Source organism: Pseudoalteromonas sp. A22, assembly GCF_018141345.1.
Lineage (GTDB): Bacteria > Pseudomonadota > Gammaproteobacteria > Enterobacterales > Alteromonadaceae > Pseudoalteromonas > Pseudoalteromonas maricaloris.
This window is the reverse complement of the sequence record NZ_CP047238.1, coordinates 1,099,357-1,111,886: the sequence shown is the minus strand read 5'-3', so window position 1 is coordinate 1,111,886 and position 12,530 is coordinate 1,099,357. Positions and strand designations below refer to the sequence as shown.

The 12,530-nt window shown below is 43.9% G+C and carries 11 protein-coding genes and 1 tRNA gene; 5 read left to right on the top strand and 7 right to left on the bottom strand.

From position 1 onward, the window contains the following. Nucleotides 1-122: 122 nt before the first annotated feature. The 7 genes from rpsO to GSF04_RS09845 form a co-directional block, all read right to left on the bottom strand. Complete coding sequence (gene rpsO / locus GSF04_RS09875) at nt 123-392, bottom strand: 30S ribosomal protein S15 (RefSeq protein WP_010370825.1); 270 nt, start codon at nt 390-392, stop codon at nt 123-125. Between the two features lie 105 nt (nt 393-497). Beyond that, a complete protein-coding gene (truB, locus tag GSF04_RS09870; protein ID WP_045961878.1) occupies nt 498-1,445 on the bottom strand; it encodes a tRNA pseudouridine(55) synthase TruB in 948 nt (315 codons plus the stop codon). Further along, nucleotides 1,445-1,849 carry a 30S ribosome-binding factor RbfA gene (gene rbfA, locus GSF04_RS09865; protein WP_039492201.1) on the bottom strand — a complete coding sequence of 135 codons (405 nt, stop codon included), beginning with the start codon at nt 1,847-1,849 and terminating at the stop codon, nt 1,445-1,447. Before rbfA ends, truB begins: the two co-directional genes overlap by 1 nt. Before the next feature lie 82 nt (nt 1,850-1,931). Then, nucleotides 1,932-4,619 (bottom strand): translation initiation factor IF-2, encoded by a 2,688-nt coding sequence (gene infB / locus GSF04_RS09860; protein ID WP_099030892.1) that lies wholly within the window; start codon nt 4,617-4,619, stop codon nt 1,932-1,934. A 25-nt stretch (nt 4,620-4,644) separates the two neighbouring features. After that, complete coding sequence (gene nusA / locus GSF04_RS09855; RefSeq protein WP_010370820.1) at nt 4,645-6,144, bottom strand: transcription termination factor NusA; 1,500 nt, start codon at nt 6,142-6,144, stop codon at nt 4,645-4,647. 39 nt (nt 6,145-6,183) lie between these two features. Continuing rightward, nucleotides 6,184-6,639 carry a ribosome maturation factor RimP gene (gene rimP, locus GSF04_RS09850; protein WP_010370818.1) on the bottom strand — a complete coding sequence of 152 codons (456 nt, stop codon included), beginning with the start codon at nt 6,637-6,639 and terminating at the stop codon, nt 6,184-6,186. A gap of 270 nt (nt 6,640-6,909) precedes the next feature. Further along, nucleotides 6,910-6,986: transfer RNA gene (locus GSF04_RS09845), tRNA-Met, on the bottom strand. A gap of 488 nt (nt 6,987-7,474) precedes the next feature. On the opposite strand from GSF04_RS09845, the gene GSF04_RS09840 reads away from it, so the two are divergent. The 5 genes from GSF04_RS09840 (at nt 7,475) to GSF04_RS09820 (ending at nt 12,518) form a co-directional block, all read left to right on the top strand. Further along, complete coding sequence (locus GSF04_RS09840) at nt 7,475-8,254, top strand: delta-class carbonic anhydrase (protein ID WP_211859418.1); 780 nt, start codon at nt 7,475-7,477, stop codon at nt 8,252-8,254. A gap of 209 nt (nt 8,255-8,463) precedes the next feature. Further along, nucleotides 8,464-8,934 carry a hypothetical protein gene (locus GSF04_RS09835; protein WP_017217789.1) on the top strand — a complete coding sequence of 157 codons (471 nt, stop codon included), beginning with the start codon at nt 8,464-8,466 and terminating at the stop codon, nt 8,932-8,934. Nucleotides 8,935-9,082: 148 nt separating this feature from the next. Continuing rightward, entirely contained in the window at nt 9,083-9,595 is a 513-nt protein-coding gene (locus GSF04_RS09830; RefSeq protein ID WP_211859417.1) for a hypothetical protein, read from the top strand. Between the two features lie 59 nt (nt 9,596-9,654). Continuing rightward, nucleotides 9,655-10,959, top strand: a complete 1,305-nt coding sequence (locus GSF04_RS09825; RefSeq protein WP_211859416.1) for a DASH family cryptochrome — start codon at nt 9,655-9,657, stop codon at nt 10,957-10,959. Next, complete coding sequence (locus GSF04_RS09820; protein ID WP_211859415.1) at nt 10,959-12,518, top strand: cryptochrome/photolyase family protein; 1,560 nt, start codon at nt 10,959-10,961, stop codon at nt 12,516-12,518. The genes GSF04_RS09825 and GSF04_RS09820 overlap by 1 nt, the downstream gene beginning before the upstream one ends. Nucleotides 12,519-12,530: the final 12 nt, after the last annotated feature.

The window sequence follows — 12,530 nt, the reverse complement described above, 5'->3', positions numbered from 1 at the left end:
TGACGCTTGTTTAAAAGTATTTTTAAACGGCTGTAAGTATACTGATAGAACAGCCACAAAAAAAGGGGCTAATTAGCCCCTTTTTTACTGTTGGATAAATTTCCAACAAGAAATCAAAAATATTAGCGACGTAGGCCAAGCTCTTTGATTAGTGCAGCATAACGGTCAACGCTCTTGCCTTTTAGGTAGTCAAGAAGGTTACGACGTTGGCTAACTTTACGTAGAAGACCACGACGTGAGTGGAAATCTTGCTTGTGGTTAGCGAAGTGACCTTGTAGCTTGTTAATGTCTGCAGTTAGAAGTGCAACTTGTACTTCTGGTGAACCTGTATCACCTTCTGCGCGTGCGAACTTTGCTACGATTTCTGCTTTTTCTTGATTGCTTAGTGACATAATAACTCCAAAATAAGTTTAGTAATGCTTCAGCCGATCACTAATTCAGCCAAAGCGGAAGCTGGCGGATTATACCAGCATAAACTCCCCTTGCATAGGAAGATTTTATTGTGATTCCGGCTGAGCGGAAGATAGCGCGCGTTTTGCTTTCAATAACCCTTGAGGATTACGCTCGCCAATCCCAACAAACTTGCCATCAGCAACCACTTTAACAATACCGTCTGGTAAATTTTCTACAACAACGGTCTGCCCATGACCAAAAGCAACACCTTGCTCAGCGCTAATATCAACAACGCTCAAGTCGACCAAAGCGGTATCCATCGGCAACAATAATTCATCGAGATAAGTCGAAGGCGCAACTTCTTCCGCTTTTGCTTTCTCAAGTAAAGCTTCTAGCTCGACTAAGGTAATCATTTTGTCGCTAGGGTAATGACCAACTTCACTACGGTGTAACATAATGACATGCGCACCACAGCCAAGCTTTTCCCCCAAATCATCGACTATCGTACGAATATAAGTGCCCTTAGACACATGCACCGTCATTTGAATTTGTTGAGTTTGCTCGTCATACTCGTCTAACGTAATACGATAAACATTAATTTTGCGGCATTTTCGCGGTACTTCGATGCCTTCACGGGCATATTTGTATAGCGGTTGGCCCTGATATTTGAGCGCCGAATACATCGAAGGGTACTGATCAGATTCACCCAAGAAGCTGGCAATTTCTTGCTCTAGCTGCTCAAGTGTTACATTTACTGGTCGCGTTTCAACAATTTCACCATCAGAATCTGATGTCGTCGTGCGCTCACCCAGCTGTGCTCTCACCACGTAGGTTTTATCGGTATCAAGCAAAAACTGGGTAAACTTAGTCGCTTCACCAAAGCAAATTGGCAACATACCTGTTGCCAGCGGATCCAAAGCACCGGTGTGGCCCGCTTTTTGAGCGAAATAAATGCCCTTTGCTTGCTGCAGTGCTTTGTTAGAAGAAATGCCTTGCGGTTTATTTAATAACAGAATGCCGTCGATCGCACGGCCTTTGGTGCGACGCGCCATTACTCTTCCTCTTGGTCTTTATCTCCAAACTCAGGACCACGCTTTGCGTTGTCTTCTCTGATCACAGAGTCAACCAAGTTAGAAATACGCATACCTTCCATTAGGGAGTTATCAATAACAAATTTAAGCTCAGGCATGATACGCGCACGGATACGCTTGCCAAGAAGCGAGCGAATATAACCGGTTGCTTCATTCAGAATAGCCGCACTTTGCTTAGTTTTGTCTTCATCACTGGTATTCAGCACAGTAATGAATACTTTTGCATAAGAAAGATCGCGTGATACCTCAACAGCTGACACTGTTACCATACCCAATCTTGGATCTTTAATTTCGCGCTGAAGGATCACTGCAATTTCTTTTTGAATTTGCTGTGCAACGCGATCTGTACGAGAAAATTCTCTCATTTTCACCACTTAAAATTTCAAAATCTATGAGATCACAAATGGGGGCTAGTGCCCCCATCTCAAGTATTTTAATAACTTACAATTAAAGCGTACGCTCTACCTGTACAGTTTCAAATACTTCGATTTGGTCACCGACTTTAACGTCGTTGTAGTTCTTAACGCCGATACCACATTCCATACCGTTACGAACTTCAGCAACGTCATCTTTAAAGCGACGTAGTGACTCAAGTTCACCTTCGTAGATAACCACGTTATCACGAAGTACACGGATTGGCGCGCTACGTTTAACTACACCTTCAGTTACCATACAACCTGCAACAGCGCCGATCTTAGGCGACTTGAACACGTCACGAACTTCAGCAAGACCAATGATCTCTTGCTTAAATTCTGGTGCAAGCATACCTGTCATTGCTTGTTTCACTTCTTCGATTAGGTCGTAGATAACGCTGTAGTAGCGTAAGTCTAGGTTCTCAGCTTCAATGACTTTACGAGCAGAAGCATCCGCACGTACGTTAAAGCCAACGATGATAGCGTTAGAAGCCGCTGCAAGCGTTGCATCCGTTTCAGTGATACCACCAACACCTGAACCTACTATCTTCACTTTCACTTCATCTGTAGACAGTTTAGTCAATGAATCAGCGATTGCTTCGATAGAACCTTGAACGTCTGCTTTCAGAACGATGTTCACTTCAGATACGTCGCCTTCAGTCATGTTAGAGAACATGTTCTCAAGCTTCGCTTTCTGCTGACGAGCAAGCTTCACTTCGCGGAACTTACCTTGACGGTATAGTGCCACTTCACGTGCTTTACGCTCATCACGAACTACTGTCGCTTCGTCACCAGCTGCTGGTACACCAGAAAGACCTAAGATCTCTACTGGAATTGAAGGACCTGCGGTTTTGATGTCTTTACCGTTTTCATCTTTCATCGCACGAACACGGCCATATTCAAGACCACAAAGTACGATATCACCTTGGTTTAAGGTACCTGATTGAACAAGTACAGAAGCAATCGGGCCACGACCTTTATCAAGACGAGATTCGATTACCACACCAGATGCCATACCTTCTTCAGAAGCTCGTAGCTCTAATAGCTCAGATTGCATTAGGATTGCTTCTAGTAGCTCATCAATACCAAGACCAGTCTTAGCTGAGATATGAACAAACTGCGTTTCACCGCCCCAGTCCTCTGGGATTACGTCTAGTTGAGCAAGCTCATTCTTAACGCGGTCAGGGTCAATGCCCTCTTTATCCATTTTGTTCACAGCAACGATAAGTGGTACTTCTGCCGCTTTCGCGTGTTGTACCGCTTCTTTCGTCTGAGGCATTACACCATCGTCCGCTGCAACAACAAGTACAACGATATCGGTTGCTTTCGCACCACGAGCACGCATTGATGTAAACGCCGCGTGTCCAGGAGTATCGAGGAAAGTGATCATGCCACCTTCAGTCTCAACATGGTATGCACCGATATGCTGAGTAATACCGCCGGCCTCGCCGTCTGCAACTTTCGCTTTACGAATGTAGTCAAGTGTTGACGTTTTACCGTGGTCAACGTGACCCATTACTGTTACTACTGGAGCACGAGGCTCAAGAGAACCATCTTCGCTGCGGTCATTTAGTACTTTTTCTTCTAGCTCGTTTTCTTTCACTAGAATGACTTTGTGACCCATTTCTTCAGCAACTAGCTGCGCAGTTTCTTGATCGATAACTTGGTTAATCGTAACCATGTCACCCATCTTCATCATTGTCTTAACAACTTCAGCGCCTTTAACAGCCATACGAGAAGCAAGTTCTGCAACAGTGATTGTTTCACTGATACGTACTTCTTGTTTCACTTCTGCCGCTGGCTTTTGGAAACCATGCTGTAACGAAGTTGGCGCTTTTAAGCGACCTTTTTTGCCTTTCAGCTTCTTCGCATTCGCTTCTGCAGCTTCTTCTTTCGCACTTGGCTTTCTCTTCTTCTTACGACGTGCGCTTTTCTCTTCACGTGCATCAGATTCATCTTCCGCTTCACGAGCGTAAGTAGAAGTTGTTAGGTGGTGATCAGCACTTTCTTCACGACGAAGACGCTCTTCTTCTTCCGCCTTCCAACGTGCTTCATTTTCTTCAGCTAGACGACGAGCTTCTTCCGCTTGACGTTTTGCTTCTTCCTCTGCCTTTTTCAGGGCTGCAGCTTCTGCTTCTTGACGCAGACGCTCAGCTTCTTGACGTTCTTTAATTTGTTGCGCGCTATCCACTTCTTTACTCTGCTTATCTTTGGCTTGACGTTCAGCATCCGCTTGTCGCTTCGCCTCTTCTTTAGCTTTGCGCTCGGCTTCCTCATCGGCCTTGCGTTCCGCTTCTTCGCGCGCGTTGCGCTCAGCTTCAACTTTGGCCTGTTGCTCTGCTTGTTGCTGAGCCATTAACTCTGCTTCTTTGCGCGCAGCTTCCTCTGCAGCTAAGCGTTCTTGCTCTTTTTGCTGCTCGATTGCGCTCTTTTTAACGTAAGTGCGCTTCTTACGGACTTCTACAGATACAGACTTCGCTTTACCAGATGAGTTAACACTTAACGTGCTTTTACTCTTACGCTGTAGAGTCATACGCTCAGGGCCGGTTGAACCAGTGCCACCGTGTTGCTTGCTTAGGTGATCAAGCAACGTCGCCTTTTCGGATTCAGTAACTTGGTCGCCCTCGGCTTTGGTGATCCCTGCATCTTTTAACTGTTGTAGTAATTTATCAACAGTTGTACCAATACTCTCGGCTAGTTTGTTAATGCTCACTTCTGCCATACGTGATGTTACCTCCGTTAATAAATTACTCTTCGCTGAACCAGCAAATGTTACGTGCAGCCATGATTAACTCACCAGCTTGCTCTTCTGATAACTCAGAAATTTCAACTAAGTCATCAATACCTTGCTCTGCAAGGTCTTCAAGTGTAACGATACCTTTGCTAGCAAAAACAAAAGCGGTATGACGCTCAAGTCCTTCAAGTGCTAGTAGGTCTTCTGCAGGTTCTGCATTTTCTAGACTTTCTTCATCGCGAAGTGCTTTCGTAGTCAGTGCATCTTTTGCACGGTTACGTAACTCTTCAACGGTTTCTTCGTCTAGACCGTCGATTTCTAAAAATTCAGCTACTGGCACATAAGCCACTTCTTCAAGTGAAGAGAAGCCTTCGTTGATCAGTAGTGTTGCAAAATCATCGTCGATGTCTAGATTTTCAGTGAATAGATTAACCAATTTATCTGATTCTTCCGAGCTCTTACGCTCCATCTCTTCCACTGTCATTACGTTTAGTTCCCAACCAGTAAGTTGGCTAGCTAAACGTACGTTTTGACCATTACGACCAATCGCTTGTGCTAGGTTGTCAGCTTCAACTGCAATTTCCATCGTGCGCGTATCTTCATCCATTACGATTGAAGCTACTTCAGCCGGTGCCATCGCGTTGATTACGAACTGTGCTGGGTTATCATCGTAAAGTACGATATCAACACGCTCGCCGCCAAGCTCTGAAGACACTGCTTGTACACGTGCGCCACGCATACCAACACATGCACCTACAGGGTCAATACGCTTGTCGTTTGATTTTACAGCGATTTTAGCACGAGAACCAGGGTCACGTGCAGCGCCTCTAAGCTCAATCATTTCTTCGCCAATTTCCGGAACCTCAATGCGGAATAGTTCCATCAACATTTCAGGCTTAGAACGCGTAACAAATAGCTGTGCACCACGCGCTTCAGGCTTCACTTCATAAAGTAGGCCACGTACACGGTCACCCGGACGGAAGCTTTCGCGTGGTAGCATGTCTTCACGGTAAATTACCGCTTCAGCATTGTTACCAAGGTCGATAACGATAGCGTCACGCGTTGCTTTTTTAACAACACCTGTCACTAGCTCGCCTTTTTGATCTTTATATGCATCAACAACTAATGCGCGCTCAGCTTCACGTACTTTTTGTACGATTACCTGTTTCGCCATCTGTGTGGTGATACGGTCAAATTTAATTGATTCGATCTGCTCTTCAACGTAATCACCTAATTGAATGTCAGGCTCATCAACTTGCGCCGCTTCAAATGTGATTTCCGCATATGGATTCTCTAGTGAACCGTCTTCTTGTGGTTCAACCGCTTTCCAACGACGAAAAGTATCGTACTCGCCCGTTTTACGGTCGATAGTAACGCGTACTTCGATTTCACCACCGTGCTTCTTTTTTGTTGCCGTCGCTAGTGCGAACTCTAATGCTTCAAAAATCTTTTCTCTTGGGACCGCTTTTTCATTGGAAACAGCTTCTGCCACCAACAATATTTCTTTTGCCATAGGTAATGCCTCGCTTGCCCTTGTCCTTCGCACTCAAAGTTAGAATTTTGCGATGATATTGGCACGCTCAATGTTGCTCAACATCAAGATGAAATCCTGAGCGTCAACTTTTAACGTGATCATATCGCCATTAACTGCTACTAAGTCGCCTTTAAAATTACGGCGACCTTCTTGCGGAAGTTTAGTACGCAAACGTACTTCCTCTCCCACTGCTGCTTCATAGTGAGCTTGTTTGAATAATGGTCTGTCAACACCAGGAGAAGATACTTCCAAACTATATTCGTTCGTAATCGGGTCTTCGACATCTAAAATTGCACTAACTTGACGACTCACTTCCGCACAGTCATCTACATTAATGCCGTTTTCATGATCGATATATACACGAAGTGTAGAATGACGACCAGCTTGCACAAACTCAAGACCGAGTAATTCAAAGCCACACGCAGCAACTGCAGGCTCCAACATTTCAGTCAAATCTTGCTCGAGTTTTGACACAGAACTCCTCCATACAAACAAAAAAAGGGCCTAAAGCCCCAAATCATAGCTGCTTGATCTTGGGCTCAGAATACACCTTGCGCCAGATACAACAACGCCCCGAACCAAGCGGGGCGTCACACGAATAACAAACTGTGTGGCCAAAGGCCGTGCTTGGTTTGCGAGCTATCTCAGCCAAATTAATCATCAACTTAAACAAAAAAGCCGATGCTTAAACGCAAAACGCGCATTACAAGGAATGCGCGAAATCAAAGAACTCAATCTTTAACTTGGTTGCGGGAGCCGGATTTGAACCGACGACCTTCGGGTTATGAGCCCGACGAGCTACCAGGCTGCTCCATCCCGCGCCAACACATAAAATTGTTTTACTTCTACTTTTCAAAGAAGTGGTAACCGGATTTGAACCGACGACCTTCGGCATTTTACCAAATCAAGCGCCCGACCATCTATCGAGCAACTCAATTCGACACCAAAACATAAAATTGTTTTACTTCTACTTTTCAAAGAAGTAGACATCTCAAAAATGCCATTTGAATGAGCGATGTATTGCCCATGCTTAGAGCCAATTGTACTGAAAAACGAAAGTTTCAGTCCGATTGACTAAATATGCTGCGTATTATAAAGACAGTATGCCTAGATAGCAACCTTGATTTAGAACTATCTTCTGACGTTTCAGCTCGTTGCTGAGATGTAATCAGGTATTTTACTTTTCACATACAACACCGCGACACCAAACTCATCGGTCCAGCTTTATCTCCCTCCATTTTTTGTAACAAAAAAGAAATACTTGATCCATAATTGGGGACAACAAAATCACGAAAGAAAGGAGAACCAAATGAGAACGGTTATAAAATCAAGCAAATTGACAGCGCTGTCTATATTTAGCTTTGAAGCGTTTGCAGCGCAATGTGAATCGGCAGGACCACAAACACCGAGAGATATTGATAGTTTGCAGGGTCACAACAAACGGGTTTTTGCTATGGCTCCACCAAAAGAAAAACTCAACCTATGTAACATCCACTTTCATAAAAATGCGGAACATAAAGCCAAAGACTTCTCTGTCGTTTCCAATGACCCGAAGTATGGTGGATTCCAATGTAATGCAACTGCAAGCCTCACCCCTGCGGAGCTTGCTCCTGTAGAAGATAAAGTATGTAACAACGTAAAGCCCGGCGATACAATTGAAGTACACTGGGTTCATAGCTCTTGTGATGTAAAACCAGGCCCGACACTCGGTGCTTGCTTAAATGACAGCTGCGCCAACCCTGATCTACGCGTCGAAACTCAGGTGTTTTTAGTGGTTAATGATGAAAATGCGCAAGACTTCACTGAGCTCGATTATCAAGGCCAAGTTGACGGCTACCATCAAGCAGGTGCTCTACCAAGCAATACCGGCACACCAGTTGAGTTTTTAGGTTCAACCACAGGACCTAGCTATAACAACCAACAGTGCTCACCTTTACAGGTAAGCTGGAGTGTACGCCCAAGCTGTGCCAAAGTTGATATAAATAGTCTCGCGCGTTGGTGTAAAGACAATGATTTTGAAGAGGACCATGCGCATGGCATTCGTAAACTCGTGACAGATCCACAGTTACTTTCACCAATTAAGCACTAATATTTTTAAATGAACGTGGGCCGTTGCTCGATCTCGGCCTACAATAGCTAGGCTCACCATATTGAAATTCAATCAATTATTGCAATGTAAGAAAAATCTCACAAAAAAATATTAAAAAGTCTCGCATTTTAAAAAAACAGCTATACTCAGACTTAGGCTATTTGTTTTTGAGCAAAGGATCCGCTCTTCATCAGTTTGAAGAGGCGTCTATGAGCATTACTCCCTATCAATATCAACTTTTAACTCAAACGCTTGCGAGTATTCGTCCGAATTTCCATGGCTTTTGCACTTCTTGGTACAACCAAATTCAACATTACGATTTGCGCATGCAAATTCCAACAAATGTGGGACAACTCATAATCTGGGAGCATCAAATATTTGATTTTGTGCAAAATTGTGTGATGCGTATCCCACAGCAGTCAAACTTATTACATTATCTGCAAAAACAACGCGGTACGCTGTTATTTATGGGAACGTCAGAAAAAGATATCAGTGTCTTGTTGTTTACCTTTACAGCAACGCTAAAAAGTCATCTTGGCAGGCATTTTACCACAGCAGCAAAAAACGCTTGGAACAAAGCACTGTTACTCATCGAAAATATGCTGCGCTTTGAATTATTCAAGAAAACGAATATCGTTGGTCTACAGGAGTTCAAAAGAGCGCAGCAACAAGCAAACTAACTTGAGCAGCTAAACGAAGAGACAACGGCAGCCACTAAACATTACTCTAAGATCAAAGTCATGCAGAGCTTACAAAACCAAACTCTGCGTGACTTCTGACCCTTAGCTATTTAGACTTTCACAAAATCTTTATATAGGAAGTGATAAAATGCTAAGAGCGATTGCCTTTGCGTCTACTATGGTCGTTTCACTTACCGCATGCGATATGCTGGAAGACTCTAAAGCCCAAATCGAGGCACAATATTTATCTGAACATCAAGAGCTACAACAAGTGGTTGAGCAGATCCGTGATAAAGGAATTGAGTCAGTACAAGCATCAGCAGAAGTTGGCAGTGTTGCAGCTTGCGTTGCAAATAATCTAGATGCCGATCCGATGGGCGCCCTTATTGCGGTTGAAGGCGCATTGCAAGACAGTGCAAATTTAAGCGACCTACTCAACTCTATTTCTCGCCTAAGCCAACAGGAAATTTCCATCGAACAATTTCCTGATTTGCTTCAGCAAGGTGCTGATACAGTTAGATATTTAAGAACTTTGCTCGAGCAGTATGATTTGGTGGAGCTAAAACAGCAAGCGAGCAACTTACTTGAGCGAGGCCAAACCAAAACACAAGACGTTGGTGCTCACTTGCGTACACTAATAGAATCTTGCCAAACTAACTGAGCAGTTTAGCTGATTGTTACGTATAGAGTCTTATTCGTTCATGACTGTTAAGAATAAACGTGAAAGTAGGACTCTATTTATTTGAAAACGACTGCCGCCTTAGTGATAATCCCGCACTTACAACGCTGGCGTCTCAAGTCGACACACTCATCTGCATTTATCTACCCACTGTAAACTTATGGACGGCTCGCAAAGCGCAGTGCTCACCTTCTTTTGCTGTCGAATGTTATCGCAATCAGACGCTCAATGCCTTACATCAATCACTAGTTTCACAACAACAGAAGCTGTATCTGTTGCGTGACACAGCTCAGCTCAAAGCACTGACTGAGATTATTCATACACAGCAGGTAACTCATATCGGTCGCACTGTTCATCCAGGATTCGATGAACAAAAGCTTTGGTTAAAATTACAAGATAATTTCCCACACATTCAATATATTAGTGCTTATTCAAACACCCTTTTTGAGCCAAACTCACTACCAATCAGCGTCAGTGAACTACCACAGAGCTTTACGCCATTTCGCAAAGCTGTAGAGGAAATTGAACCTAATTCACCTATTGCAACCGCGAAGCTTCCACCAAGACCGAATCGGATATCAGAGTTAGCTGAATTTAAAGCAAACTCTTCATACAGTATCAAAGTAGCCGCCGGTGAAGCGCAAGCTCAACAGCAGCTACAACAATACTTCCAAACGGATGCGGCTCTCACATACAAAGAAACCCGAAACGCCTTGTTCGGTGAGTATTTTTCCACTCGGTTTAGTCCTATACTTGCCTATGGCGCTATCAGTCCTAGACAGATCAAGCAAGCACTTACTCAATTTGAGCAGCAAAGAGGCGCAAATGAATCAACCTATTGGATTTGGTTTGAACTGTTGTGGCGTGAGTACTTTCATTGGTATGCGCTCAAACATCAATACAGGCTATTTTGCTTTTCAGGCGTCAAAGCCAAAACACCAAAAACCAGTTTCTATCCAGAGCGCTTTTTAAAGTGGTACCAAGGCCGAACGCCCAGCGCACTGGTCAATGCCATTATGCACGAATTGACTAAAACCGGTTGGATTTCCAACAGGGCAAGACAAATAGCTGCGAGCTACTGTGTTAATGAGTTGCAGCTAGATTGGCGCTATGGTGCCGCTTTTTTTGAGCAACATCTTATCGATTACGACGTCGCGGCAAATTGGGGAAATTGGCAGTATATCGCGGGTGTTGGGGCAGATCCTCGTGGCGGTCGCCATTTCAATATCACAAAGCAACAAGCACTATTTGACCCAGATGGTGAATATATAAAATTATGGCAAGGAGAAGCCACTCCACAACTCGACAGCCAAGATCATGTTGGTTGGCCTTTGGAGGATAACTAATGGCACAACAAAAACCTCAATATAAAGGCCTCAGATTAATTCTTGGCGACCAACTCAATGCCAAACATAGTTGGTTTGCTGACGATAAAGCAAAGTATCTTTATCTGATAGCAGAACTCAAACAAGAGACCGACTACACCAAACATCACATACAAAAAGTGTGTGCTTTCTTCAAAGCTATGGAGAATTTTGCCGTTGCGCTGGATAAAGCTGGATTCCATGTGCTACATCTCACCCTCGATGAGACTCAGGACTATTTGGATCTCCCCGCTTTAATTGCGCATTTATGTGATAAATATCAGGTGTCTAGTTTTGACTATCAAAGACCGGATGAATATCGCTTACTGAAGCAAATGATGGAATTAACACTCGACCAGTTACAGGTTCGCAGCTTTGACACTGAGCATTTTTTAGTCCCTAATGAAGAGCTGGATGACTACTTAACGCCAGGAAAACACACTACGATGGAGTTTTTCTATCGCAAGCTCAGACGCCGTTTTAATGTATTAATGGATGACGGTGAGCCGCTTGGCAAGCAATGGAATTTCGATAGTCAAAACCGTAACAAGCTCAAGCAAAAAGACATCGACGCTATCCCACAACCGCTTTGTTTTGTCAACGATGTTAGTGACATTTTAAAGCGGATTAAGCGGCATAAAGTAAAGACCATTGGCAACAGCGAAGAATCATTGCTATGGCCGACTACCCGTGCGCAAGCTCAAGATCTTTTGGCCTTTTTCTGTGAACACCTATTGCCTTCGTTCGGTCAATTTCAAGATGCAATGACCTGTAAAAGTGACGATAAATGGACACTGTATCACTCACGACTCTCTTTTGCCCTCAACGCAAAAATGCTTCACCCCAAACACGTTATCGACAGTGCTATCGCAGCATACCAAGACAACTCACAAATTGATATTGCACAGATTGAGGGGTTTGTAAGGCAAATATTAGGCTGGCGAGAGTATATCCGAGCTGTTTACTGGCTCAATATGCCAGACTACCGCCATAAAAATTACTTGCTTGCCCAGCGTAATCTACCAAGCTATTTTTGGCATGGAAAAACGAAGATGCGCTGCCTCAGTGAAGCCATCAACCAAAGCCTGGATTACGCCTACGCTCATCATATTCAACGATTAATGGTCACGGGAAACTTTTGTCTGTTGACCGGAATTCACCCAGATCAAGTGGATGAATGGTATTTAGGTATATACATCGACGCTATTGAATGGGTAGAAATGCCGAACACCAGAGGCATGACACAATTTGCTGATCACGGCATAGTAGCAACCAAACCCTACGCTGCAAGCGGTAACTACATGCAAAAAATGAGTGATTATTGTCAGCATTGTCACTACGACGTCAAGCAAAAATCTAGTGATGATGCCTGCCCACTAAACAGCCTCTATTGGCATTTTATGCACCGCCATGAGGATAAGTTTGCCAACAACCACCGGATTGGCATGATCTATCGAAATTGGCAAAAACAAGATGAGAAAACACGGCAGGAAGTGCTCATAAGGGCACAATGGTGCTTAGATAACATTGAGCAACTTTAGGCTACGCTCGGA

What these genes read in the sequence shown, in the direction of transcription:
- GSF04_RS09820 (WP_211859415.1), top strand. Translation starts at nt 10,959, where the DNA reads ATGGCACAACAAAAACCTCAATATAAAGGCCTCAGATTAATTCTTGGC.
- GSF04_RS09840 (WP_211859418.1), top strand. Translation starts at nt 7,475, where the DNA reads ATGAGAACGGTTATAAAATCAAGCAAATTGACAGCGCTGTCTATATTT.
- GSF04_RS09830 (WP_211859417.1), top strand. Translation starts at nt 9,083, where the DNA reads ATGCTAAGAGCGATTGCCTTTGCGTCTACTATGGTCGTTTCACTTACC.
- GSF04_RS09835 (WP_017217789.1), top strand. Translation starts at nt 8,464, where the DNA reads ATGAGCATTACTCCCTATCAATATCAACTTTTAACTCAAACGCTTGCG.
- rpsO (WP_010370825.1), bottom strand. Translation starts at nt 392, where the DNA reads ATGTCACTAAGCAATCAAGAAAAAGCAGAAATCGTAGCAAAGTTCGCA.
- nusA (WP_010370820.1), bottom strand. Translation starts at nt 6,144, where the DNA reads ATGGCAAAAGAAATATTGTTGGTGGCAGAAGCTGTTTCCAATGAAAAA.
- truB (WP_045961878.1), bottom strand. Translation starts at nt 1,445, where the DNA reads ATGGCGCGTCGCACCAAAGGCCGTGCGATCGACGGCATTCTGTTATTA.
- rbfA (WP_039492201.1), bottom strand. Translation starts at nt 1,849, where the DNA reads ATGAGAGAATTTTCTCGTACAGATCGCGTTGCACAGCAAATTCAAAAA.
- infB (WP_099030892.1), bottom strand. Translation starts at nt 4,619, where the DNA reads ATGGCAGAAGTGAGCATTAACAAACTAGCCGAGAGTATTGGTACAACT.